This window comes from Nocardioides sp. BE266 (assembly GCF_031457855.1).
Lineage (GTDB): Bacteria > Actinomycetota > Actinomycetes > Propionibacteriales > Nocardioidaceae > Nocardioides.
The window spans coordinates 114,377-138,000 of record NZ_JAURTI010000010.1 but is presented as its reverse complement, the minus strand read 5'-3'; the positions used below and the strand labels follow the sequence as shown (position 1 = coordinate 138,000).

21 protein-coding genes, 1 tRNA gene and 1 rRNA gene are annotated in these 23,624 nt (G+C 71.8%); 13 read left to right on the top strand and 10 right to left on the bottom strand.

Annotated features, from left to right (window positions below):
- The 3 genes from rrf to J2X46_RS22475 all read left to right on the top strand — a co-directional run.
- Positions 1–88, top strand: a 5S ribosomal RNA gene (gene rrf, locus J2X46_RS22485); the annotation flags it as partial.
- Positions 89–210: 122 nt separating this feature from the next.
- Positions 211–1,212 (top strand): tetratricopeptide repeat protein, encoded by a 1,002-nt coding sequence (locus J2X46_RS22480; RefSeq protein ID WP_310254557.1) that lies wholly within the window; start codon positions 211–213, stop codon positions 1,210–1,212.
- Positions 1,213–1,387: 175 nt separating this feature from the next.
- Complete coding sequence (locus J2X46_RS22475) at positions 1,388–1,903, top strand: DUF3145 domain-containing protein (RefSeq protein WP_310254560.1); 516 nt, start codon at positions 1,388–1,390, stop codon at positions 1,901–1,903.
- A gap of 24 nt (positions 1,904–1,927) precedes the next feature.
- On the opposite strand, the gene J2X46_RS22470 is transcribed toward J2X46_RS22475, so the two are convergent.
- From J2X46_RS22470 to J2X46_RS22440, 7 genes are all read right to left on the bottom strand, one after another.
- A complete protein-coding gene (locus tag J2X46_RS22470; RefSeq protein WP_310254556.1) occupies positions 1,928–2,371 on the bottom strand; it encodes a hypothetical protein in 444 nt (147 codons plus the stop codon).
- A 76-nt stretch (positions 2,372–2,447) separates the two neighbouring features.
- Positions 2,448–3,878, bottom strand: a complete 1,431-nt coding sequence (locus J2X46_RS22465; protein WP_310254554.1) for a carboxyl transferase domain-containing protein — start codon at positions 3,876–3,878, stop codon at positions 2,448–2,450.
- 33 nt (positions 3,879–3,911) lie between these two features.
- Positions 3,912–5,162 carry a beta-ketoacyl-[acyl-carrier-protein] synthase II gene (locus J2X46_RS22460; protein ID WP_310254552.1) on the bottom strand — a complete coding sequence of 417 codons (1,251 nt, stop codon included), beginning with the start codon at positions 5,160–5,162 and terminating at the stop codon, positions 3,912–3,914.
- A 91-nt stretch (positions 5,163–5,253) separates the two neighbouring features.
- Entirely contained in the window at positions 5,254–5,499 is a 246-nt protein-coding gene (locus J2X46_RS22455; RefSeq protein ID WP_310254550.1) for an acyl carrier protein, read from the bottom strand.
- Between the two features lie 59 nt (positions 5,500–5,558).
- The gene (locus J2X46_RS22450) at positions 5,559–6,572 is read right to left on the bottom strand and encodes a beta-ketoacyl-ACP synthase III (RefSeq protein WP_310254548.1); all 1,014 of its coding nucleotides are present in this window, start codon (positions 6,570–6,572) and stop codon (positions 5,559–5,561) included.
- Positions 6,572–7,756, bottom strand: a complete 1,185-nt coding sequence (locus tag J2X46_RS22445; RefSeq protein WP_310254546.1) for an acyltransferase domain-containing protein — start codon at positions 7,754–7,756, stop codon at positions 6,572–6,574. The genes J2X46_RS22450 and J2X46_RS22445 overlap by 1 nt, the downstream gene beginning before the upstream one ends.
- A 79-nt stretch (positions 7,757–7,835) precedes the next feature.
- Positions 7,836–9,008, bottom strand: coding sequence for a helix-turn-helix domain-containing protein (locus J2X46_RS22440; protein ID WP_310254544.1), 1,173 nt, complete (start codon positions 9,006–9,008; stop codon positions 7,836–7,838).
- A 188-nt stretch (positions 9,009–9,196) separates the two neighbouring features.
- On the opposite strand from J2X46_RS22440, the gene J2X46_RS22435 reads away from it, so the two are divergent.
- A complete protein-coding gene (locus tag J2X46_RS22435) occupies positions 9,197–10,183 on the top strand; it encodes an alpha/beta fold hydrolase (protein ID WP_310254543.1) in 987 nt (328 codons plus the stop codon).
- Positions 10,184–10,190: 7 nt separating this feature from the next.
- Here J2X46_RS22435 and J2X46_RS22430 read toward each other — a convergent pair whose 3' ends face one another.
- A complete protein-coding gene (locus J2X46_RS22430) occupies positions 10,191–10,568 on the bottom strand; it encodes a VOC family protein (protein WP_310254542.1) in 378 nt (125 codons plus the stop codon).
- A gap of 154 nt (positions 10,569–10,722) precedes the next feature.
- Positions 10,723–13,503 carry a pyruvate dehydrogenase (acetyl-transferring), homodimeric type gene (gene aceE, locus J2X46_RS22425; RefSeq protein WP_310254541.1) on the bottom strand — a complete coding sequence of 927 codons (2,781 nt, stop codon included), beginning with the start codon at positions 13,501–13,503 and terminating at the stop codon, positions 10,723–10,725.
- A 165-nt stretch (positions 13,504–13,668) separates the two neighbouring features.
- Here aceE and J2X46_RS22420 point away from each other — a divergent pair, with 165 nt between their 5' ends.
- The 8 genes from J2X46_RS22420 to J2X46_RS22385 all read left to right on the top strand — a co-directional run bounded on the left by J2X46_RS22420 (position 13,669) and on the right by J2X46_RS22385 (position 21,114).
- Positions 13,669–14,112 (top strand): DUF3052 domain-containing protein, encoded by a 444-nt coding sequence (locus tag J2X46_RS22420; protein WP_310254540.1) that lies wholly within the window; start codon positions 13,669–13,671, stop codon positions 14,110–14,112.
- Positions 14,109–15,776, top strand: coding sequence for an AMP-binding protein (locus tag J2X46_RS22415; protein ID WP_310254538.1), 1,668 nt, complete (start codon positions 14,109–14,111; stop codon positions 15,774–15,776). The genes J2X46_RS22420 and J2X46_RS22415 overlap by 4 nt, the downstream gene beginning before the upstream one ends.
- On the top strand, positions 15,773–16,246 hold the full coding sequence (locus J2X46_RS22410) for a peroxiredoxin (protein WP_310254536.1): 474 nt from the start codon (positions 15,773–15,775) through the stop codon (positions 16,244–16,246). The genes J2X46_RS22415 and J2X46_RS22410 overlap by 4 nt, the downstream gene beginning before the upstream one ends.
- 202 nt (positions 16,247–16,448) lie before the next feature.
- Positions 16,449–16,523 (top strand) — tRNA-Val (locus tag J2X46_RS22405).
- Between the two features lie 35 nt (positions 16,524–16,558).
- Complete coding sequence (locus J2X46_RS22400; RefSeq protein ID WP_310254534.1) at positions 16,559–18,091, top strand: AMP-binding protein; 1,533 nt, start codon at positions 16,559–16,561, stop codon at positions 18,089–18,091.
- 33 nt (positions 18,092–18,124) lie between these two features.
- The gene (locus J2X46_RS22395; protein WP_310254532.1) at positions 18,125–19,243 is read left to right on the top strand and encodes a Nif3-like dinuclear metal center hexameric protein; all 1,119 of its coding nucleotides are present in this window, start codon (positions 18,125–18,127) and stop codon (positions 19,241–19,243) included.
- Between the two features lie 25 nt (positions 19,244–19,268).
- On the top strand, positions 19,269–20,009 hold the full coding sequence (locus J2X46_RS22390; protein WP_310254530.1) for a C4-type zinc ribbon domain-containing protein: 741 nt from the start codon (positions 19,269–19,271) through the stop codon (positions 20,007–20,009).
- 13 nt (positions 20,010–20,022) lie between these two features.
- Positions 20,023–21,114 carry an FUSC family protein gene (locus J2X46_RS22385; RefSeq protein ID WP_310254528.1) on the top strand — a complete coding sequence of 364 codons (1,092 nt, stop codon included), beginning with the start codon at positions 20,023–20,025 and terminating at the stop codon, positions 21,112–21,114.
- A gap of 126 nt (positions 21,115–21,240) precedes the next feature.
- Here the strand turns inward: J2X46_RS22385 and yaaA are convergent, their stop codons facing one another.
- Positions 21,241–22,020, bottom strand: coding sequence for a peroxide stress protein YaaA (gene yaaA, locus J2X46_RS22380; protein WP_310254526.1), 780 nt, complete (start codon positions 22,018–22,020; stop codon positions 21,241–21,243).
- Between the two features lie 149 nt (positions 22,021–22,169).
- On the opposite strand from yaaA, the gene J2X46_RS22375 reads away from it, so the two are divergent.
- Positions 22,170–23,621, top strand: a complete 1,452-nt coding sequence (locus J2X46_RS22375; protein ID WP_310254524.1) for an RNB domain-containing ribonuclease — start codon at positions 22,170–22,172, stop codon at positions 23,619–23,621.
- Positions 23,622–23,624 lie beyond the last annotated feature (3 nt).

Genomic DNA, 23,624 nt, shown 5'->3' with positions numbered 1-23,624 from the left:
CGGTCCCATACCGAACCCGGAAGTTAAGCCTTTCAGCGCCGATGGTACTGCAACCGAGAGGTTGTGGGAGAGTAGGACGCCGCCGGACATACATTTGGCAGGGGCCACCAGGAATCTGGTGGCCCCTGCGCCATTTCACGGGTGGTATGAGTACCGTGGCTCCCGGAGCGGGGGCAAGCGCTTGCAGAGCTGAAGAAGGAGTGTGCGGCTGTGGCCGAGGACCGTCGAGGACAGCGTCCGTCACGAGGTGGATCCGGTGCCGGACGATCGTCCGGTGGTGGCCGAGGTGGGTCCTCGTCGTCGCGTGGCGGTTCGTCCGGCTCCCGCAGCAGCGACTCGCGCGGACGCGGATCCCGCGACGACGCTCCCCGCGGCAAGGGCGGCTCGTCCTCGCGTGGCGGCTACCAGGGCAAGACCGGCGGTCAGGCCGGCGGGAAGCCCAGTGGGAAGCCCGGTGGGAAGCGGCCGTCGAACTCCGCGCAGAAGGCGTTCCGCCCGCGCACGGTCGAGAAGGCCCGCACCGCCGAGCAGGCGGCCTACGACGGTCCGGACCTGCCCGAGAACATCACCGGCGCCGAGCTCGATCGGGGCGTGCGTGCCCAGCTCAAGGGCCTGCCGGAGAAGCTGGCGGCCCGCGTGGCGCGTCACCTGGCTGCTGCGGGCATGTTCATCGACGAGAACCCGGAGCTGGCCTACCAGCACGCGCTGGCAGCCCGTGCCCGCGCGTCGCGCATCGCGGTCGTCCGCGAGGCCGCGGGGGAGTCGGCGTACGCAGCCGGCCACTACGCCGAAGCGCTCGCGGAGCTCCGCGCGGCGAAGCGGATGAACGGCGCCACGGACTACCTCCCGATCATGGCCGACTGCCACCGGGCCCTCGGCAACCCCGAGCAGGCGATCAAGCTCGCCAAGAGCCCCTCGGTGGCGAACTTCGCCTCGGAGGCCAAGGCGGAGATGACGCTCGTCGAGGCGGGTGCCCGTCGTGACATGGGCCAGCTCGACGCCGCGCTGCGCACGCTCGAGCTCGCCCCGCTGACCTCGAAGAGCCGTCAGGCGTGGGTCGTACGCCTGCGCTACGCGTACGCCGACACCCTCGAGGCCGCGGGCCGCGAGTCCGACGCCTTGGCGTGGTTCCACCGCACCCACGCGATCGACTCCGAGGAGCTCACCGACGCGGCCGAGCGGGCCGACATGCTGGAGCGCCGACAGGCCTGAGCCGCCGCGCGTGACCCGGAGCGCCCGATGCGCTGGCGTTCGGGCGCCTCATGGGTCACAATGGAGCCACTAATCACATACGTGTCACTCGACTCTCGTTGAGCACTGACGACAGAACGCTGGGGAAGGCGCATCTGGAGCGTCGGAACTCAAGGAGGTCACGGTGACCACACGCATTGCTTCCCGTCCGGACGGTCCGGCGACGAGGGGCATTCTTTACGTGCACTCTGCTCCCTCCGCACTCTGCCCGCACATCGAGTGGGCGGTCGGCGGGGTGCTCGGAGTCGCGGTCTCGCTCGACTGGACGCCGCAGCCTGCCCAGCCGGGCTCCTACCGCGCCGAGCTGTCGTGGACCGGCGTGGCCGGCACGGCGGCCGCGGTGGCGTCCGCCCTGCGCGGCTGGAACCACCTGCGCTTCGAGATCACCGAGGAGCCGACCAGCTCCACCGAGGGCACGCGCTTCTCGTGCACGCCGGACCTCGGCATCTTCCACGCGATCACCGGACCGCACGGCGACATCCTCATCCCCGAGGACCGCCTCAAGGCCGCCGTCGTGAAGGCAGCCCTCGGCGACACCACGCTGCTCCTCGAGATCGACAACCTCCTCGGCAAGCCCTGGGACGACGAGCTCGAGACCTTCCGGCACGCGGGCGAGGGCGCACCCGTCCGCTGGCTGCACCAGGTCGTCTGAGCGTTCGGCAGGCGCTGCCTGCCGTCACGGGTTGCGCTTGCGCAGCCGGAACGACTCGATGACCTTGACCGTGGTCGCGTCCGCGCCGTCGTACGACACCAGCTCACCCGTGAGCGTGAACACGCCCGCCTTCGTCGCCCAGCGGCAGAGCCGGAAGTCCAGGACGCCCGACTTGGGGTCGTTGGGACCGATGAGCGACTGCGCGTTGACGCCCTTGCCCGCGCGGTCCTGCATCGAAATGTCGAAGGTCCAGTCGATCGACGGCGTCTGCACCGCGTAGGTGTAGTGGTAGTCCTTGCAGCCGCGCTTGAGCCGGCCGTCGGGGGCGTCGAGGACTCCCGTGACCTCGACCTGCTGCGCCTGGGGCTGCTCCTGCGTGGCCGGAGCACCGGGCGTCAGTGGGACGGGCAGGGGCAGGGGCAGGACGCTCGCCGTGGTGAGCACGGCGGCAGCGAGCAGGCTCGACATGGGGCACCTCCGAGGGTTCAGAGGTCCAACGACGGCCTGTGACGTGCGTTACGCCCCAGGTCGGCTCGGTGGTGGCTCAGAGCGGGATGTTGCCGTGGTGCCCGCGGCGCACGCCGACGGTGTCGATCTCGTGGCGCATCGCCGCGGCGATCGCGCTGCGGGTGCGGCTGGGCTCGACGACCTCGTCGACCACGCCGATCTCGACCGCCTTGTCGACGCCACCGGCGATCCGCTCGTGCTCGGCGGCCAGCTCGGCCTCGACCTGCGGGCGGATCTCGGGGGAGACCTCGGCGAGCTTGCGGCGGTGCAGGATGCGGATCGCGGCCACGGCGCCCATCACGGCCACCTCCGCGCCCGGCCAGGCCAAGACGCGCGTGGCGCCCAGCGAGCGGGCGTTCATGGCGATGTAGGCGCCGCCGTAGGTCTTGCGGGTGACCAGGGTGACGCGGGGGACCACGCACTCGCCGAAGGCGTGCAGCAGCTTCGCGCCGCGGCGTACGACACCGTCCCACTCCTGGCCCACGCCGGGGAGGTAGCCGGGGACGTCGACGATGACGACGAGCGGCACGCCGAACGCGTCGCACATGCGCACGAAGCGGGACGCCTTCTCGGCCGAGAGCGAGTCGAGGCAGCCGCCGAGGCGCAGCGGGTTGTTGGCGACGACGCCGACCGTGCGACCGCCGAAGCGGCCGAGCGCGGTGACGATGTTGGGCGCCCAGCGGGCGTGGATCTCCTGCATCGTGCCCTCGTCGAGCAGGCCCTCGACGAGCGGGTGCACGTCGTAGGCACGCTTCTTCGACTCCGGGAGCAGCGCGTCGAGGTCGCGGTCCTCGACCGACTCGGCCGCGAGGCTGCCCTGGGCGCCGAGCAGCGAGGCGACCGTGCGGGCCTTGTCGAGGGCCTCACGCTCGGAGTCGGTGAGGATGTGGACCACGCCGGAGCGGCGACCGTGCGGCTCGGGGCCGCCGAGGCGCAGCATGTCGACGTCCTCGCCGGTGACCGAGCGCACCACGTCGGGGCCGGTCACGAAGATGCGGCCCTCGGGGCCGAGGATTACCACGTCGGTCAGCGCAGGCCCGTAGGCGGCGCCGCCGGCCGCGGGGCCGAGCACCACCGAGATCTGCGGGATCACGCCGGAGGCCTGGGTCATCACCTGGAAGATGCGACCCACCGCGTGGAGCGACAGCACGCCCTCGGCCAGGCGCGCGCCGCCGGAGTGCCAGAGCCCGATGATGGGTACGCCGTCGGTGAGCGCGCGGTGGTAGGCGTCGACCACGACCCGGCAGCCGACGTCACCCATCGCGCCGCCCATGACCGTGGCGTCGCTGCAGAACGCGACCACCTGCGTGCCGTCGACCCGGCCCACGGCTGCGAGCATGCCCGACTCGTCGTCGGGGGTGATGAGCTCGAGGGTGCCCTCGTCGAGCAGCGCCGTGAGGCGGTGCACCGGGTTGCGCGGGTCGTCCTCGCGGGGCAGCTTGGCGGGCTTGGCGGCGGTGGCAGTCACAGTGGTGGAGTCCTTCCGAGGGGCTGGTGCGGATCAGGCGCTGCCGAAGGCGACGGCGACGTTGGCGCCGCCGAAGCCGAAGGAGTTGTTGAGGGCCACGATGTCGCCCTCGGGGAGGTCGCGCTTCGATGTCGGGATGTCGAGGTCGACCTCGGCGTCCTTGTCGTCGAGGTTGATCGTCGGCGGGCTGACGCGGTCGTGCAGCGCCATCACGGTCGCCACGGCCTCCAGGGCGCCGGCGCCGCCGAGCAGGTGGCCGGTCATCGACTTGGTGCTGGTCACCACGCAGCGGTCGACGTGCTCGCCGAGGACGGCGTGGAGCATCAGGCCCTCCGCGATGTCGCCCTTCGGCGTGGAGGTGGCGTGGGCGTTGACGTGGACGACGGTCGCGGGGTCGACGTCGCCCTCGCGGATCGCCATCTTGATGGCGCGGGTGCCGCCGCGACCCTCGGGGTCGGGCTGGGCGATGTCGTGGGCGTCGTTGCTGATGCCGGCGCCGAGCACGTAGGCGTACACCTTGGCGCCGCGGGCGCGGGCGTGCTCCTCGGACTCGAGGACCAGCACGGCGCCGCCCTCGCCGAGGACGAAGCCGTCACGGCCGCTGTCCCACGGGCGGGACACGGTGGTCGGGTCGACGCCGTCGTCGGTGCCGGTCTTGGAGAGCGCCATCATGTTGGCGAAGGCGGCCATCGGGAGCGGGTGGATCGCGGCCTCGGTGCCGCCGGCGATCACGACGTCGGCGCGGCCGAGGCGGATCATGTCGATGCCCATCGCGATGGCCTCGTTGCCGGAGGCGCAGGCGGAGGTGGGCGCGTGCACCGCGGCGCGGGCGCCGTACTTCAGGCTCACGTTGGCAGCGGGGGCGTTGGGCATGAGCATCGGCACCGCGAGGGGGGAGACCCGGCGCGGGCCCTTCTCGAGCAGGGTGTCGTAGTTGTCGAGGAGCGTGGTCACGCCACCGATGCCGGAGGCGAGGGCGACGGCGAGGCGCTCGGGCTCGAGCCCGGAGTCCTCCAGGCCGGCGTCGGCCCACGCCTGGTCGGCGGCGACCATCGCGAACTGGCTGGAGCGGTCGAGGCGGCGCGCCTTGACGCGCTCGAGGACCTCGGTGGGCTCGACGGCGACGCGGCCGCCGATCTTCACCGGCAGCGACTCGGCCCACTCGTCGGTGAGGTGCTTGATGCCGGACGTGCCGGACAGCATCGCCTGCCACGTGGAGGCGACGTCCCCTCCGACGGGGGAGGTGGTGCCGAGGCCGGTGACGACTATGCGGGTCGAGGGCATCAGTGGGTTTCCGTTTCTCGCTGAGGTGGTCTGGAGTCCGTGGTCACGAGCGGCCGAGGCTGGTCGGCCGCTCGTGACGTCCGCGGAGGGCTCAGCCCTGGGCGCGCTCGATGAAGGCGACGGCGTCACCCACGGTCTTGAGGTTCTTGACCTCGTCGTCGGGGATGGTCACGCCGAACTTCTCCTCGGCGGCCACGACGACCTCGACCATGGAGAGCGAGTCGACGTCGAGGTCGTCCACGAAGGACTTGTCCAGCTGGACGTCGTCGGCGTCGACGCCGGCCACCTCGTTGACGATGTCGGCGAGGTCGGCGCGGATTTCTTCGGTGGTGGCCATGGGGCCTTCCCTTCTTCTGGTGGGGTGGTGGTGCTGGGTCAGAACTGGTGGGGTGCCGCTCAGGGCACCGTGACGACCTGCGCCGCGTAGGCGAGGCCGGCACCGAAGGCGATGAGCAGCGCGGTGTCGCCGCTGCGGGCCTCGCCCTCGAGCATCATCCGGTCGAGCGCGAGCGGGATCGACGCGGCGGAGGTGTTGCCCTGGTCGGCGATGTCGCGGCCGATGCGGACGTGCTCGGGCAGCTTCATCGAGCGCGCCATCGCGTCGATGATGCGCATGTTGGCCTGGTGGGGCACGAAGACGTCGAGGTCCTCGGGGCTGACGCCGGCGGCGTCGAGGGCCTGCTGGGCGACCTTGGCCATCGTGAACGACGCCCACCGGAAGACCGGGTTGCCCTGCATGGTCAGGTGGGGCATCAGGCCGCTGCCGGGCTTGTCGTCGTCGCCGACGACGTCGCGCCAGTCCTCGCGCTGCCGGATGAGGTCGTACTGCTCGCCGTCGGAGCCCCACACGACCGGGCCGATGCCGGGGGTGTCGCTCGGGCCGATCACGGCCGCGCCGGCGCCGTCGGCGAAGATGAACGCGGTGCCGCGGTCGCGCATGTCGGTGATGTCGGAGAGCCGCTCGACGCCGATCACCAGCACGTGGCCGGCGCTGCCGCCGCGGACCATGTCGGCTCCGAGCGCGACGCCGTGGCAGAAGCCCGCGCACGCCGCGGAGATGTCGAACGCCGCGGCGTGGTCGGTGCCGAGCTCGTGGGCGATGGCGGGCGCGATGGCCGGGGTCTGCAGCAGGTGGCTGACGGTGGCCACGACGACGCAGTCGATCTGCTCGGGGCTGAGACCGGCACGCTCGATCGCGTCGCGCGAGGCCGCGACGCTCATCATCTGCACCGTCTCCTCGGGCGTGGCGAAGCGCCGCGTCTTGATGCCGGAGCGCTGCTGGATCCACTCGTCGCTGGAGTCGATCGCGTCGACGACCTCGGAGTTGGGCACGATGCGGGACGGGCGGTAGGTGCCGATCCCGAGGATCCGCGCGTGCGCCGAACCGGAGGTGCCGGAGATCGGGGCCATCAGTGGGTCGCCTCGGGGTGCAGGCGGAGCAGGGGCTGGCCGGGGGAGACCAGGTCGCCGTCCTCGACGAGCCACTCCACGACGGAGCCACCGTGCGGGGCGCTGACCTGCGTGCGGTCGCGGAGGCTGGCGACGGCGCCGATCTCCGCACCGGGCGGCAGGACGTCGAGGTCGGCCGCCTCGGGGGAGAGGTGGAAGGTGCCCTTGGCCGGCGAGACGATCATCCGCCAGGTCGGGGTGGTCTCGATCATCGAGGCCTCGCCGTGCTTGTCGCAGAACTCGCGGGCGGCGTCGAGCTGGTCGGGGGTCTTGAGGGCGAAGGTCTCGACGCCCTTGAGCGCGCGCTTCGCGATGCCGGTGAGGGTGCCCGCCGGCGGCATCTCCAGGATGCCGGTGACGCCGAGGTCGCTCATCGTCTCCATGCAGAGGTCCCAGCGGACCGGGTTGGCGATCTGGCCGACGATGCGGCGCAGCACGTCACGGCCGTCGTGGACGACCTGGCCGTCGCGGTTGGAGATGACCGGGGTGCGCGGGTCGTGGGTCGAGACCGAGCGGGCCAGCGAGGCGAGCCGGTCGACGGCCGGGGACATGTGCGCGGTGTGGAAGGCGCCGGCGACGCTCAGCGGCATGATCCGCGCCTTCTCCGGCGGGGCGTCGGCGAAGGCGGCCAGCTGCTCCATCGTGCCGGCGGCGACCACCTGGCCGGGGCCGTTGTCGTTGGCGGCGGTGAGGCCGTGGCGCTCGATGGTGGCGAGCACCTCGTCGCGGTCACCGCCGAGGACGGCGGTCATGCCCGTCGCGGTCACGGCGGCTGCGTCGGCCATCGCGTTGCCGCGCTCGCGCACCAGCACCATCGCCTGCTCGGCGGTGATGACGCGGGCGCCGGCGGCCGCGGCGATCTCGCCGACGCTGTGGCCCGCCACGGCACCGATGCGGGCGAACGCGTCGGCGGGGTGCGGGAACAGGTCGAGTGCGGCGATCAGGCCGGTCGCGACCAGCAGCGGCTGGGCGATCTTGGTGTCGCGGATGGTGTCCGCGTCGGCCTCGGTGCCGTAGTGGGCGAGGTCGATGCCGGCCACGGTGGCCAGCCAGTCGAACCGCGCGGCGAAGGTGGGGTCCTCCAGCCAGGGCGTGAGGAAACCGGGGGTCTGGGCCCCTTGACCGGGGGCGACGATGACGAGCACGAGTCCACTGTGCCGAACCGCGGGGCCTCGTCGCGGGTCCGACGCCGACGAAAGTGACCCCCAGTTCCTTGTAGGGTTCCTACAGTTCCGTCCGACCGGACTGACGCCCTAGGATCAGCGCCAGCTGCAGCGTGAAGGCCTCCCGGGGACGCGTGGGTGACCAGCCGGTGACCTCGGCGATCTGGCGCAGCCGGTAGCGCACCGTGTTGGGGTGCACGAAGAGCGCCCGTGCGGTGCCCTCGATCGACGAGCCGTGCTCGAACCACGCGCCCAGGGTCTCCAACAGCGTGCCCCGCGCGGCGACCAGTGGCAGGTAGACGTCGTCGACGAGGTGCCGGCGGGCGTGGCCGTCGCCGGAGAGGGCCCGCTCGGGCAGCAGGTCGCGGCTGGCGACGGGCCGGGGCGCGTCGGGCCAGCCGGTCGCCGCCCGGTGGGCCGAGAGCGCGGCGCGGGCCGAGGCGTTGGCGTGGGCCAGGTCGGCGGTCACCGGTCCGACGACGACCGGTCCGTCGCCGAAGTGGTCGAGCAGCCGGGTGGCGGCCTTCAGCGGGTCGTCGACGCCGCCGAGGACGACGACCAGCCGGTCGCCCTGGGTGGCGCAGAGCGCGTCCATGTCGCCGGCGCGGGCCGAACGTCGTACGGACTCGAAGACGTCGATCTCGGCACGGTGGGGCGGCACGGACCCCAGCACCACGGCGACGTCGCCGTGCGCGCCCCAGCCGAGGGCGCTGGCGCGGGACAACACGGACTCGTCGGTCTCGGCGCGGACCACCGCGTCGACGACGAGGGCCTCGAGCCGGGCGTCCCAGGCGCCGCGGGACTCCGCGGCGCGGGCGTAGACGGCGGCGGTCGCGAAGGCGACCTCGCGGGCGTAGCGCAGCACGGCCTGGTGCACCTCGCCGACATCCTCGGGGTGGAGCAGGGCGTCGATGTTGGTCTCGACCACGCGGATGCTCAGCCGCACCAGCTCGACGGTCTGCTGCAGCGAGATGACGCCGGTCAGCTCGCGCGGGGCGGCGCCGAAGACCACCACGTCGAGGGGATCGTGGGCCGAGGCCTCGACCTCGACGTCGTACCACTCCACGAAGCCCCTGATGCCGGCCTGGACGATCAGCCCGACCCAGGAGCGGTCCTGTGCGCTGAGGTCGTCGAACCACGGGAGGTCGCTCGACATCCGGCCCGTGGCGGCGGTGCTCAGGGCTCCCGACGAGCTCCGCAGCGCGTCGGCGGCACGACGTCGTGAGGCGGGCATGGGTCGACTGTAGTGCGGTCGGGTCCGTAGTGGGATTCCCACGAAGCCACGGCGCCCCGCCCGATCGGTGCTCGTGCGGTGCGCCAGGTCACGACTTCGCATCGGCGGCTTGCGTGGCGGTCGTCCGGGGGACCGGTCTGGTTGAATCCGGAACCTGTCCCGACTGGCCCAACTGGTTTGGAGAACGCGTGCCCCGTCGCAGCAGCCCGCACCTGCAGTACGTCACCGTGCACGGGCACCGCCGTGCGTACGTCCGGATGGGTTCGGGGCCTGCGATCCTGCTGCTGCACGGCCTCGCCTGCGACCACACGACCTGGAACCCGATCCTCGAGTCGCTGGCGCGCACCCACACCGTCATCGCGCCCGACCTGCTCGGCCACGGGGCCTCGGACAAGCCGCGCGCCGACTACAGCGTCGGCGGGTACGCCAACGGGATGCGCGACCTGCTGACGCTGCTCGAGATCGACACGGCCACCGTCGTCGGACACAGCTTCGGCGGGGGAGTGGCGATGCAGTTCGCCTACCAGTACCCCGAGCGCACCGAGCGGCTGATCCTCGTCGGGTCCGGCGGTCTCGGCCCCGAGGTCACGCCGGCGATCCGGGCGATCACCACGCCTGGCTTCCAGCAGCTGATGGGCGTGCTCTCGCTGCCCGGGCTGCGCCACGTCACGACCGCGACGATGCGGGTGCTCGCTGCCAGCGGCGTCAGCCAGCTGCGCGACCTCGACGAGGTCGCCGACATCTACGACTCCTTCAAGGACCCCGACACGCGCGCGGCGATCCGCCACGTGGTGCGCGCGGTCGTGGACTGGCGTGGGCAGATCGTCACGATGGCCGACCGGGCCTACCTGACCGAGGCGATGCCGATGTGCGTCGTGTGGGGTGCCGACGACCTGGTCATCCCGGTCGACCACGCCAGCAACGCCAGCGCCCTCGCGCCGAGCGCGCGGGTCGAGATCATCCCGAACGCCGGCCACTTCCCGCACAAGGACCATCCCGAGCGGTTCGTGAAGGTCGTGCGCGACTTCATCCGCTCGAGCGAGCCGAGCCACTACGACCGCGACCGGTGGCGCGAGCTCCTCGAGGAGGGTGCGCCCCTTGCGCCGTCGTACGGAGGCGCGGGGGATGCGCCGGTCGCACCCCTGCACGCCGTACGACGCGCAGCGGGGGCGTAGGCGGGACCTAGCCCCAGTTGGCGGCGTCGGTCAGGCAGAACGGGTGCCCGGCCGGGTCGATCAGCACGCGCCAGGTCTCCCCGGGCTGCGGGTCGGCGAGCGTCGCGCCCAGCTCCACGGCACGCTCGGCCATCGCGTCGAGGTCGTCGACGGCGAGGTCGAGGTGGAACTGCTTGCGGCCGTCGTCGGGCCACGACGGCGGCTGGTGGTCCTCGATGCGACCCAGCCCGAGGGCGGGGGAGCCGTCGGGGCCGGTGAGCATCGCGTAGTCGTCACTGCTCGCCGCGACCTCCCACCCGAGGAGCGCCGACCAGAAGTCGGCCGACGGCGCGACCTCCGCGCAGTCGAGCGTCACCATCGCGATCCGGGCTGTCTGCTGGGCCATGTCTCTCCTCGTGCTCGTCCGTGTGCCGTCGGCACCAGTCTCGCGCGCGGCCGTCGTTGGTGGCTTGGACAAAGCCGACAGACAGCTGGTGGGCCACTCCTCCCGGGTGAACGGGAGGCGTGACCCACCAGGTGGTGATGCTCAGGGTCAGCGACTACGCGTCGCCGCCCTCCTGCTTGATGTCCTTCGTCGCGGTCGGGTCGTCGATCTTGTAGCGCTGGGCCGCCTCGACGACCTTCTCGACCGGGAACCGACCGGCGTCGGCGAGTGCCTGCAGGGCCTGCACGACGACGCTCTGCGCGTCGATGTGGAAGAACCGGCGGGCGGCCGGGCGGGTGTCGGCGAAGCCGAAGCCGTCGGCACCGAGCACGCGGTAGTCGGCCGGCACCCAGCGGGCGATCTGCAGCGGGACGGCGCGCATGTAGTCGGAGACCGCGATGACCGGACCCTCGACGCCGGCGAGCTTGTCGCTGACGTAGGCGGTGCGGTGCTCCTCGCCGGGGTTGAGCAGGTTCCACTGCTCGGCGGCGGCGCCGTCGCGGGCCAGCTCGTTCCAGGAGGTGACCGACCACAGGTCGGACTGCACGCCCCACTCCTCGGCGAGGAGGCGGGCCGCCTCGTCGATCCAGGGGTAGCCGACGCCGGAGGCCATGAGCTGGACGCGCGGCCCCTCGCCCTCGGCGGTCGAGACCTTGTGGATGCCGCGCAGGATGCCGTCGACGTCGACGCCCTCGGGCTCGGCCGGCTGGGACACGGGCTCGTTGTAGACGGTGAGGTAGAAGATGACGTCCTCGCCGTGGCCCTCGGGCCCGCCGGTGCCGTACATCCGCTCGAGGCCGCTCTGCATGATGTGGCTGATCTCGTAGGCGAACGCCGGGTCGTAGTGCACGACCGCGGGGTTGGTCGCCGCGAGGAGCGGCGAGTGGCCGTCGGCGTGCTGGAGGCCCTCACCGGTCAGGGTCGTGCGACCGGCCGTGGCGCCGATGAGGAAGCCGCGCGCGAGCTGGTCGGCCATCGCCCAGATCGAGTCGCCGGTGCGCTGGAACCCGAACATCGAGTAGAAGATGTAGAACGGGATCATGTGCTCGCCGTGCGTGGTGTACGCCGATCCTGCCGCCGTCGCCGACGCGAGCGCGCCGGCCTCGGAGATGCCCTCGTGGAGCATCTGGCCCTGCGCGGACTCCTTGTAGGACAGCAGCATCTTGCGGTCGACCGACTCGTACTGCTGGCCGCCCGGGTTGTAGACCTTGGCGCTCGGGAACATCGAGTCCATGCCGAACGTGCGGTACTCGTCGGGGGCGATCGGCACGACGCGCTCGCCGATCTCCGGGTCCTTCATCCAGTCGCGGAGCAGGCGCACGACGGCCATCGTGGAGGCGAACTTGTTCTTGCCCGAGCCCTGCTTGAGCTCGGCGTAGAGCTCGTCGCCGGGCAGCTTGAGGGCGGTGGCCCGGTTGACGCGACGGGGGATCGAGCCGCCGAGGGCCTTGCGGCGCTCGAGCATGTACTCGATCTCGGCCGACTCGGCGCCCGGGTGGTAGAAGGGCGCGCCGCCGGTCTTCTCGTAGGACTCCTCGAGGTCGCGGTCGCTGATCGGGAGGTAGAGCCGGTCGCGGAACTTCTTCAGGTCCGGGAGGGTCAGCTTCTTCATCTGGTGGGTGGCGTTCTTGCCCTCGAGGGCGTCGATCGTCCAGCCCTTGATGGTGTGGGCGAGGATCACCGTCGGCTGACCGGTGTGCTTGGTCGCGGCGTCGAAGGCGGCGTAGACCTTGCGGTAGTCGTGGCCGCCGCGCGGCAGCTTCTCGATCTGCACGTCGGACATGTGCTCGACCATCTTGCGCAGGCGCGGGTCGCCGCCGAAGAAGTGCTCGCGCACGTAGGCGCCGTCCTCGGTGGAGTAGGTCTGGAACTGGCCGTCGGGCGTGGAGTTCATCCGGTTGACCAGGACGCCGTCGACGTCCTTGGCGAGCAGGGCGTCCCACTCACGGCCCCACACGACCTTGATGACGTTCCAGCCGGCACCGCGGAAGTTGGCCTCGAGCTCCTGCATGATCTTGCCGTTGCCGGTGACCGGCCCGTCGAGCTGCTGCAGGTTGCAGTTGATGACCCACGTGAGGTTGTCGAGCTCCTCGCGCGCGGCGACGCGGATCGCGCCGAGCGACTCGGGCTCGGCCATCTCGCCGTCGCCCATGAATGCGAACACGCGCTGCTGCGAGGTGTCCTTGATGCCGCGGTTGTCGAGGTAGCGGTTGAAGCGCGCCTGGTAGATCGAGCCGATGGCGGTGAGGCCCATCGAGACGGTCGGGAACTCCCAGAAGTCGGGCATCAGGCGCGGGTGCGGGTAGGACGGCAGGCCGGCGCCCTTGCCGTGCTGGACCTCCTGGCGGAAGCGGTAGAGCTGGTCCTCGCTCAGGCGACCCTCGAGGAAGGCGCGGGCGTAGACGCCCGGCGAGCCGTGGCCCTGGATGTAGAGCTGGTCGCCGCCGCCCTCGTGGTCCTTGCCGCGGAAGAAGTGGTTGAAGCCGACCTCGTAGAGGGAGGCCGAGGACTGGTAGGTGGCGATGTGGCCGCCGACCTCGAGGCCCTTGCGGTTGGCGCTGGAGACCATCACCGCGGCGTTCCACCGGATGAAGGCGCGGATCCGGCGCTCGACCTCCTCGTCGCCGGGGAACCAGGGCTCACGCTCCGGCGGGATGGTGTTGATGTAGTCGGTGGACCGCAGTGCGGGGACGCCGACCTGCTTCTCGCGGGCCCGCTCGAGCAGGCGCAGCATGACGTAGCGGGCCCGGTCGCGACCACGGTCGTCGAGCATCGCGTCGAAGGACGCGAGCCACTCCTGGGTCTCGTCGGGATCGATGTCGGGCAGCTGGGTGGGGAGTCCCTCGTGGATGACCGATGCGACGGGGCTCTTGCTGGACTTCTCGGCGTCACTCACGGGCTCATCGTGTCACGCGTCCGGCCGCCACGAAATCTACCCACCGGTAGTCCCACGGAGCGTGGGACAGGCGTGCCTGCGCGGCTCGTCGTACGGGACGGGGTTGCGGCTCCTGCCGTGTTCCTGTGGACTGTGCGTCACCGTGCGTGACCAGCGCACCGGGACATGGGAGGCAACGCGTTGAGCTCGACGGTGGGCGATTCTGCCCCGGCAACCGGAGTGGGTGACCGGCTGGGACTCAAGCCCGGCATGGTCGTCCAGGAACTCGGCTGGGACAACGACACCGACGACGAGCTGCGCGTCGCCGTCGAGGACTGCATCGACGCCGACATGGTCGACGGCGACTACGGCAACGTGGTCGACGCCGTCGTGCTCTGGTGGCGCGACGACGACGGTGATCTCGTCGACGGTCTCGTCGACGCGCTGACCGACCTCGTCGGCGGTGGCTCGATCTGGCTGCTGACCCCGAAGGTCGGGCGGCCCGGCACCGTCGACGCGGCGGACGTCTCCGAGGCCGCGCCGATCGCGGGCCTCTCGCAGACCACCACGGCGGCCGTCAGCAAGGACTGGCAGGCCACGCGACTGGTCGCACCGAAGACTCCCGCGTGACCGGCGCGAGCACCGAGGCGGCCCGCGCGGCCGTCCGCAACGTCGCGGGCACGGTCTCCGGCATCGGCACCACGGTGCGGGTCCTCGGCCAGGCTGGGATCATCCGCCCCTACGGCCCGCGCACCCTCCTCGACATCGGCCGCGTGGTCATCCGGTGGGGCACCGGCCCGGCCGGTGGCTTCGCCACGCTGGCGGCCCGCGCACCCCACCAGGTGGGCGTCGTCGACGAGCTCGGCGAGCTGACCTGGGGCGAGCTGCACCGCCGTTCCAACTCCCTCGCGCGGGCGCTGTCCGAGCGAGGCGTGGGCGAGGGCGACTCGGTCGCCGTCATGTGCCGCAACCACCGCGGCTTCATCGACGCCTCGATCGCCGTCGCCAAGCTGGGCGCCGACATCCTCTACCTCAACACCGCCTTCGCCGGCCCGCAGCTGGTCGACGTGCTCGAGCGCGAGGCGCCGAGCATGGTGATCCACGACGAGGAGTTCACCGGGCTGCTGTCCGGGGCCCACGTGGAGCGCCGGCTGCTGGCGTGGACCGACGGCGACTCCGACGGCGAGACGCTCGAGCAGCTCGTCGGGGCGTACGACGAGGGCGACCTGCAGCCGCCCGCCCGTCACGCGCGGATCGTGATCCTCACCTCCGGCACCACCGGCACCCCCAAGGGCGCGCCGCGCAATGAGGCCGGCATCGACGCCGCCGTCTCGCTGCTCTCGCGGATGCCGCTGCGCGCCGGCTGGCGCACGCACATCGCGGCCCCGCTCTTCCACACCTGGGGCTTCGCGCACCTCGCCCTGGCGATGCTGCTCGGCTCGACGGTGGTGCTGCGCCGCTCCTTCGACCCGCTGACCGCGCTGCGCACCGCGCAGGAGGAGCGCTGCCAGTCGATGGTGGTCATCCCGGTGATGCTGCAGCGGATGCTCGCGCTCGAGCCCGAGCAGCTCTCCGGCATCGACCTGTCGCGGGTGAAGGTCGTCGCGTCCTCGGGGTCCGCGCTTCCCGCGACGCTGGCGCAGGCGTGGATGGACCGGTTCGGCGACAACCTCTACAACATCTACGGCTCGACCGAGGTCGCCTACGCCTCGATCGCAACGCCGGAAGACCTGCGCGCCGACCCGACCTCGGCGGGCAAGCCGCCCTACGGCACGGTCGTGAAGATCCTCGACGAGTCGGGGAGCGAGCTGCCCCAGGGTGAGACCGGCCGGATCTTCGTCGGCAACGGGCTGCTCTTCGAGGGCTACACCAACGGCGGGTCCAAGGAGGTCGTCGACGGCCTGATGTCCTCGGGCGACGTCGGCTACTACGACGAGCACGGCCGGCTCCATGTGGCGGGGCGCGACGACGACATGATCGTCTCGGGCGGCGAGAACGTCTTCCCGCAGGAGGTCGAGGACTGCCTGGTCACCCACGACTGCGTCCAGGAGGTGGCCGCGATCGGCGTCGTCGACGACGACTACGGCCAGCGGCTGCGGGCCTTCGTGGTGCGCAGCGGCGACGTCTCCGCCGACGAGCTGCGCGACCACGTGAAGGCCAACCTCGCCCGCTTCAAGGTGCCGCGCGAGATCGTCTTCCTCGACGAGCTGCCCCGCAACGCCACCGGCAAGATCCTCAAGCGGGAGCTCGCCCAGCACGACACGGCACAGGGCGACGGCGAGGGCGGGGCGTGAGCGGCCCAGGACTGTGCATCGGTGACGAGGCGCCCGACTTCACCCTGCGCGACCAGTTCGGCCAGGACGTGCGGCTCAGCGACTTCCGCGGCCGCAAGGCGGTGGCGCTGATGTTCTTCCCGTTCGCCTTCACGGGGGTCTGCACCGGCGAGCTGTCCGGCGTGCGCGACCGGCTGGCCGAGTTCATGACGTTCGACACCGAGGTGCTGGCCCTGTCGTGCGACTCGGTCTACGCGCTGCGCTCCTTCGCCGAGACCGAGGGGCTCAACTTCCCGCTGCTCTCCGACTACTGGCCGCACGGCGCCGTGGCGACGGCCTACGAGGTCTTCGACAGCGTGAAGGGGGCCCCGCGCCGGTCGTCGTACGTCGTCGACATGGAGGGGCGGCTGCGGTGGTCGGTGCACAACGCCAACCCCGACGGGCGCGACCTCGACGAGCACCTGCGCGAGCTGCACGCAGCCGTCTCCTGAACGCGGATCGGACGCGTGGTCTAGACCGGCTGGCGGAAATCTGCGTTTCCTCGGACAGGTTTGGACGACGGTGTAATCTTCTACGTGTTGAGCCGCTGGTGACCCGAGACGCCAGCGGCTCGACTCATTTCTTTTCCGCCTTCGTCGCCCGGCCCGCGCGATTCAGGGCAGGCCCATCCGGTCCCGTAGTGTGTGCCCTCGCGCGTCGGTAGCTCAGCGGTAGAGCACTCGGTTTACACCCGAGCGGTCGGCGGTTCGAAACCGTCCCGACGCACCAGCCCCGGACCAACCCGTGCGTGCCACAGTGGTCGCATGATCGTTCCCTTCAGCGTCACCGACTTCATCGAGCGCGCCGCAGCGGTCTACGGCGAGCGTCCCGGCTTCATCGACGAGCCCGACCAGCCGGCGACCTCGCTCGGCACGCTGACCTACGCCGAGGCGTACGCCCTCGCGCAGCGCCAGGCGGCGAGGCTCGACGAGCTCGGCATCGAGGTCGGCGACCGGGTGGCGGTGATCAGCCACAACAGCGCGCGGCTGCTGACGTCGTTCTTCGGCGTGTGCGGCTCGGGGCGGGTGCTGGTGCCGATCAACTTCCGGCTGCGTCCCGACGAGATCTCCTACATCGTGGCCCACTCCGGCGCCCGGGTGCTCTACGTCGACCCGGAGCTGGTCGACGCGTTGAAGGACATCGACGTCGAGCACAGGTTCGTCCTCGGTGAGGACGACTCGATGTTCGCCGCGCCCGGCACCGAGCCGCGGGCGTGGGAGCCGGACGAGAACGCGACGGCGACGATCAACTACACGTCGGGCACCACCGCACGGCCCAAGGGCGTGCAGCTGACCCACCGCAACCTCTGGACCAACGCGGTCACCTTCGGCCTCCACGCCGGTGTCACCGACCGTGACGTCTACCTCCACACGCTTCCGATGTTCCACGCCAACGGCTGGGGGATGCCGTTCGCGATGACCGGCCTCGGTGTGCCGCAGGTCGTGCTGCGCAAGGTCGACGGCGCCGAGATCCTGCGCCGCGTCCGCGACCACGGGGTGACGGTGATGTGCGCCGCGCCGGCCGTCGCCGCGGCGGTCCTGGAGGCGGCGGCCGACTGGGAGGGCGAGATCCCCGGACGCGACCGGGTGCGGATCATCATGGCCGGGGCGCCGCCGCCGACGAAGACCGTCGTACGGGTGCAGGAGGAGCTCGGCTGGGAGTTCATGCAGATCTACGGCCTCACCGAGACCTCGCCGCTGCTGACCGTCAACCGCAGCCGGGCCGAGTGGGACGACCTCTCGGCGGAGGAGCGGGCGGCCAAGCTGGTCCGCGCCGGCGCGCCTGCCATCGGCGTACGGCTGCGGGTGGACGGGGAGGGCGAGGTGCTCGCTCAGTCCAACGTCATCCTCGACGGCTACTGGGAGCGGCCCGACGAGACCGACGCCGCCCTGCGCGACGGTTGGTTCCACACCGGTGACGGTGGCGTGATCGGCGACGACGGCTACCTCACGATCAGCGACCGCAAGAAGGACGTGATCATCACCGGCGGCGAGAACGTCTCCTCGATCGAGGTCGAGGACGTGCTGTTCTCCCACCCGGCGGTGGCCGAGGTCGCCGTCATCGGCGTGCCCAGCGAGAAGTGGGGCGAGACGATCAAGGCGCTCGTGGTGCTGGCCGAGGGGGCGAGCGCGGAGGAGGCCGAGCTGATCGCCTGGTGCAAGGACAAGGCGGCGGGCTACAAGGCGCCGACGTCGATCGAGTTCCGCGACGAGCTGGCCCGCACCGCGACCGGCAAGCTGCAGAAGTTCAAGCTGCGCCAGCCCTACTGGGAGGGGCAGGAGCGGCAGGTCAACTGATCTCGACTCCGCTCGATCACCGATAATCCGGGCATGCCCTCGCTCGCCGACCTCGTCGACCTGCTGCACGCCTGGTACCCGCCCGGCACCGCCGACTCCTGGGACGCGGTCGGCCTGGTCGCCGGCGACCCGTCGGCCGAGGTCGGCAAGGTGATGTTCGCGGTCGACCCGACGCTCGACGTCGCGCGCGAGGCGGTGGAGTGGGGTGCCGACCTGCTGGTCGTGCACCACCCGCTGCTGCTGAAGCCGGTGAGCTCGGTCGCCGCGACCACGCCGAAGGGCCGCATCCTCCACATGCTCACCTCGAACGGCTGCGCGCTGCTCACCGCGCACACCAACGCCGACCAGGCCGAGTCCGGGGTCTCGGAGTCGTTGGCGCTGGCGCTCGGCCTGTCCGACCTGTCGCCGATCCGGCCCGGTCCGGCCAAGCCCCTCGACAAGGTGGTCGTCTTCGCACCGGTGGACGCCGCGGAGGCCGTGCGCGCGGCGCTCCACGAGGCCGGCGCCGGGCGGATCGGCGACTACGACTCCGCCTCCTGGTCGATGTCCGGCGAGGGGCGCTTCCGCCCGCTCGAGGGCGCGGCGCCCGCGATCGGGCAGGTCGGCGAGCTCGAGGTCGTCGACGAGGTGCGGATCGAGGTGGTGGCCCCGCGCGGACGTCGTACGTCGGTGGTGCGGGCGCTGCTGGCCGCGCATCCCTACGAGGAGCCGGCCTTCGACGTGGTGCCGCTCGCCGACCCCGGGCTGGCCACGACCGGCACCGGCCGGATCGGCACCGTCGAGCGGACCACGCTCGACCAGTTCGCGGCGCGGGTGTCGCGGGCGCTGCCGAGCACCGCGCACGGCGTACGCGTCGCGGGGCACCCGGACCGGCCCGTGCGGCGGGTGGCGGTCTGCGGCGGTGCGGGCGACTTCCTGCTCGACGAGCTCGCTCAGTCGGACGTCGACGTCTACGTCACCAGCGACCTGCGGCACCACCGCGCCGGGGAGTTCCTGGAGCACGACGGCCCCGCCCTGGTGGACGTCGCGCACTGGGCGGCCGAGTGGACCTGGCTGCCGGTGGTGGAGGCTCGGCTGCGCGCAGCAGTGGGCGATAGGGTCGACACCCGGGTCAGCACGCAGTGCACCGACCCGTGGACGTTCCGCCACTAACCACGCAGTCGAAGCAGGAGTGCCGTTGAAGGCCGATCCCACCCACCAGCTCAAGCTGCTCGACGTCGCCGAGCTCGACTCGCGCGCCACGCAGCTCCGGCACCAGCGGGCCCACCTGCCCGAGCTCGCCGAGATCGCCGCGCTGGAGGCCGAGCGCACCGAGATCACCGACCAGGTGCGCGACGCCCGCATCGTCGTCGACGACCTCACCGTCGAGCAGACCAAGGCCGACCGCGAGGTCGAGCAGGTCAAGACCCGCCGCGAGCGCGACCGCAACCGGATGGACACCGGGCAGGTCACCAACCCCAAGGACCTCGAGCGGATGCAGCACGAGCTGGTCTCCCTCGAGCGCCGGATCACCACGCTCGAGGACGCCGAGCTCGAGGTGATGGAGGCCCTGGAGCAGGCCCAGCAGGTGCTGGACGCCCTCGGCATCCGCGCCGACGACATCGACGCCAAGCTCGGCGAGCTGGTCACCGCCCGCGACGAGAAGCGGGTCGGCATCGACGCCTCCCTCGACGAGGTCACCGCTGCCCGCGGGCCGGCGACCGAGGGCATGCCCGAGGACCTGATGGCCCTCTACGAGCGGCTGCGCGAGCAGAAGGGCATCGGCGCGGCGCTGCTGCGGGCCCGCCAGTGCGGCGGCTGCAACATGACCCTCGACGCCTCCGAGCTCTCCCGGATCCGGTCGGCCGACGCCGACGAGGTGATCCGCTGCGAGGAGTGCCAGCGCATCCTGGTGCGCACCGACGAGTCGGGACTCTGAGGGCAGGGTCCCGGTGCGCCTCGACGCGGAGCTGATGGCGGCACGCGGTCGTACGTCGCTGCGCGCCCGCCTCGCCCGGCTGCGCTCCAAGGCCTGGGTGATCGGCCAGTGCGCCGTCGCGGCCGGTGTGGCCTGGTGGCTGGCCAAGGACGTCTTCCAGCACCAGCTGCCGTTCTTCGCCCCGATCGCCGCGGTGGTCTCGCTCGGGATGTCCTACGGCCAGCGGCAGCGGCGCGTCGCCGAGGTCACCGTCGGCGTCGCGCTCGGCGTGCTGCTGGGCGACGTGCTCACGCACCTGATCGGCTCGGGCGGCGTGCAGATCGCGCTGATCGTGGCGTGCGGGATGTCGATCGCCCTGCTGCTCGACGCCGCGCAGCTGATCGTCATCCAGGCCGCGGTGCAGGGGATCGTGGTCGCGGCGCTCGCACCCGCGCCCGGTGCCGCGTTCCTGCGCTGGACCGACGCGCTCATCGGCGGCGGGGTCGCGCTGGTCGCGGCGACCGTCGTGCCGCGGGCCGCGCTGCGCAAGCCGCGCGACCAGGCCGCCGTGGTGGTCCGCAAGATCGTCGAGCTGCTCCGCTCCGGCGCCGACCGGCTCGGGGACGGCGACGTCGAGCGGGCGCTCGCGGTGCTCCGCGACGCCCGCTCGACCGACGCGCTCATCGGCGAGCTCCGTGCGGCCTCGGAGGAGGGGATGTCGGTCGTGCAGTCCTCGCCGTTCCGGCGCCGCCACGGCGAGCACCAGCGGCAGCTCGCCGAGCTGGTGGAGCCGCTCGACGTGGCGCTGCGCAACACCCGGGTCGTCGTACGCCGGGTGGCGGTGGCGGTCTACCGCCGCGAGCCCGTGCCGCCGTCGTACGCCGCACTCATGCGTGACCTCGCCGAGCTCGCGGACCGCGTCGCCGACGAGCTGGTCGCGGACCGGATGGCAACCGCAGTCGTCGAGGACCTGGTGAAGCTCGGCCGTGCCACGGCCACTGTCGAGCACAGCGACGACCTCTCGGCCGAGGTGATCCTCGCGCAGGTGCGCTCGATCATCGCCGACCTGCTCGCGCTCTGCGGGGTCGACCCGCTCGAGGCGACGGACATGATCCCGCTGCGCTAGGGGCTGGGGTGATCTCGCTCCCGATTGTGCGGTATCGGTGTCGTGCCTGGCGCGTCATCACGACCACACAAAGGCGAGAGTCACCGGATATCCGGTGACTCTCGTCGAGTAGCGTCGCCCGCCCCGCTAGATCGCGGTCACGACCACGTCGAGCTGGGTGCCTCTGGGTGTCGGTTCGCCGACCTCGACCGTCCAGCCGAGGCGGGTGAGTGTCTGGGCCAGTGCCTTCGGCGTGCGCGGGTCGGCGCCGTCCTCGAGCAGGGCCCGGACGATGCGGCCCTTGGTGGCCTTGTTGAAGTGGCTCACGACCGTCCGCTTCCCGCCCGACTCGTGGAGCACGCGCACGGTCGCGACCTTGCGCGACAGCTCCTTCGTCGGGCGCCAGAAGGCGGCGTACGTGCTGGAGCGCAGGTCGACGAGCAGGCCCGTGCGCATCCCGTCGGCGATCGCTTCGCCGAGCACCTCGCGCCAGGCGCCGGCCACCGAGCCGACACCGGGGAGTACGGCATCGCCGGAGAGGCGGTAGGCCGGGATCCGGTCGCCGGGGCGGACGATCCCGAAGAGCGAGCTCGTCACGGCGACGCGCGACGTCGCACGACGTCGGGCAGCGGGGGAGAGGGTGTCGAAGCCCAGGGCGTCGTAGAGCACGCCGGTGTAGATCGCGTCGGCGCGTGCGGTCGGCGTCGTCGCGAGGTCGACGTTGCGCTCGACGAGGTCGCGCTGGGCGGGACCGAGGCCGAGCACGGCGGCCGCCTTCTCGGGGTCCTCGCGGCACAGGGTGGTGAGCGCCTCCAGCAGCGCCGCGCGAGTCGGGGTGAGGACGGGCGACGACAGCGCGGCGAGGTCGAGGGGCTTGCCGCGCCGGGCGGCGGTCTTGCCCTCGCTGGGCGGAAGCAGGATCAGCACGCGGCAAGCGTAGGGATGGCGCGGACGTGCGGGTTGGCTGGGTCTGGTCTCGGTACGCCCCGTCGCGACCTCGTGCCTCGGTCGCGGGGCCACTCGACCTCCCGACCCACGCCGTGCGCGACTCCGTCGCGCCCGGCTAGGGTCGTGACATGCCCAGCAACCGCGTGGTGAAGGTCCGTACGACCGGCGACAGCGTGACGGCCCAGGAGATGCGTGACGGCATCGCCGCGATCCAGCAGGAGATGAAGGTCTCGGCGACCTTCCCCGACGCGGTGGAGAAGGCGGCGGAGGCTGCCGCTGCGGCACCGCGGCTGCCCGAGCTCGACCGCACCGACATCGAGCTCGTCACGATCGACCCCGAGGGCGCCAAGGACCTCGACCAGGCGATGCACATCGAGCGCAGTGGCGACGGCTACGTCGTGCACTACGCGATCGCCGACGTGGCCGCCTTCGTCGCGCCGGGAGACCCGGTCGATGTCGAGGCCAACCGGCGCGGCGAGACGCTCTACGGCGCGGACTCCAAGATCCCGCTCCACCCGCCCGTGCTGAGCGAAGGGGCCGCGTCGCTGCTGCCGGACCAGGTGCGGCCGGCCCTGCTCTGGACGATCCAGGTCGACGACGTCGGCGAGGGCATCGACGTACAGGTCGAGCGGGCGCTGGTGCGCTCGCGGGCCCAGCTGTCGTACGAAGCCGTGCAGGCCGACCTCGACGCGGGCAAGGCGGGGGAGATGATCGACCTGCTCAAGGAGGTCGGCGAGCTGCGCCTGGCGCGCGAGGCCGCCCGCGGGGGCGTGTCGCTGCCGCTGCCCGAGCAGGAGCTCGTCGAGACTGGCGACGGCCACTGGGAGCTGGAGTTCCGGCGGCTGACCCCGGTGGAGAACTGGAACGCGCAGATCTCCCTGCTGACCGGCATGGCTGCGGCGTCGTTGATGGTCTACGCGCGCGTCGGCATCCTCCGCACGCTCCCGCCGGCCGACCCGCACGACGTGCAGCGGCTGCACCGCACGGCCCGTGCGCTCGGGATCGAGTGGCCGGCCGAGCAGCTCTACCCCGACTTCATCCGCACGCTCGACCCCTCGAAGCCCACGCACGCGGCGATGGTCGTCGCGTGCACGCGGCTGCTGCGCGGCGCCGGCTACGTCACCTTCAACGGCGAGCTGCCCGAGCAGGCCCAGCACTCCGCGCTCGCCTCCGAGTACGCCCACGTGACCGCACCGCTGCGCCGCCTCGCCGACCGCTACGCCGGCGAGATCTGCGTGGCGCTGTGCGCCGGCACCGAGGTCCCCGACTGGGTCCTCACCGCGATGCACGACCTGCCCGAGACGATGAGCGAGTCCGGCCGCCGCGCCAACCAGTACGAGAACGCCGTCGTCGACCTCTGCGAGGCCGAGCTGCTCCACGACCGGGTGGGCGCGAGCTTCACTGCTGTCGTGGTCGACCTCGACGACAAGGACAAGAACAAGGGCGACGTCACGATCCAGGACCCGGCCATCGAGGCCACGGTCACCGCCGGCCACGAGCTGCCACTGGGCGAGGAGGTCACCGTCGAGCTGGTGCAGGCCGACCCCAAGACCCGCAAGGTGGCGTTCCGGTTGGCCTAGGGC

What these genes read in the sequence shown, in the direction of transcription:
- J2X46_RS22470 (WP_310254556.1), bottom strand. Translation starts at nt 2,371, where the DNA reads ATGTCGAGCCTGCTCGCTGCCGCCGTGCTCACCACGGCGAGCGTCCTG.
- J2X46_RS22460 (WP_310254552.1), bottom strand. Translation starts at nt 5,162, where the DNA reads ATGCCCTCGACCCGCATAGTCGTCACCGGCCTCGGCACCACCTCCCCC.
- J2X46_RS22455 (WP_310254550.1), bottom strand. Translation starts at nt 5,499, where the DNA reads ATGGCCACCACCGAAGAAATCCGCGCCGACCTCGCCGACATCGTCAAC.
- J2X46_RS22450 (WP_310254548.1), bottom strand. Translation starts at nt 6,572, where the DNA reads ATGGCCCCGATCTCCGGCACCTCCGGTTCGGCGCACGCGCGGATCCTC.
- J2X46_RS22440 (WP_310254544.1), bottom strand. Translation starts at nt 9,008, where the DNA reads ATGCCCGCCTCACGACGTCGTGCCGCCGACGCGCTGCGGAGCTCGTCG.
- J2X46_RS22430 (WP_310254542.1), bottom strand. Translation starts at nt 10,568, where the DNA reads ATGGCCCAGCAGACAGCCCGGATCGCGATGGTGACGCTCGACTGCGCG.
- J2X46_RS22420 (WP_310254540.1), top strand. Translation starts at nt 13,669, where the DNA reads ATGGGAGGCAACGCGTTGAGCTCGACGGTGGGCGATTCTGCCCCGGCA.
- J2X46_RS22400 (WP_310254534.1), top strand. Translation starts at nt 16,559, where the DNA reads ATGATCGTTCCCTTCAGCGTCACCGACTTCATCGAGCGCGCCGCAGCG.
- J2X46_RS22395 (WP_310254532.1), top strand. Translation starts at nt 18,125, where the DNA reads ATGCCCTCGCTCGCCGACCTCGTCGACCTGCTGCACGCCTGGTACCCG.
- J2X46_RS22375 (WP_310254524.1), top strand. Translation starts at nt 22,170, where the DNA reads ATGCCCAGCAACCGCGTGGTGAAGGTCCGTACGACCGGCGACAGCGTG.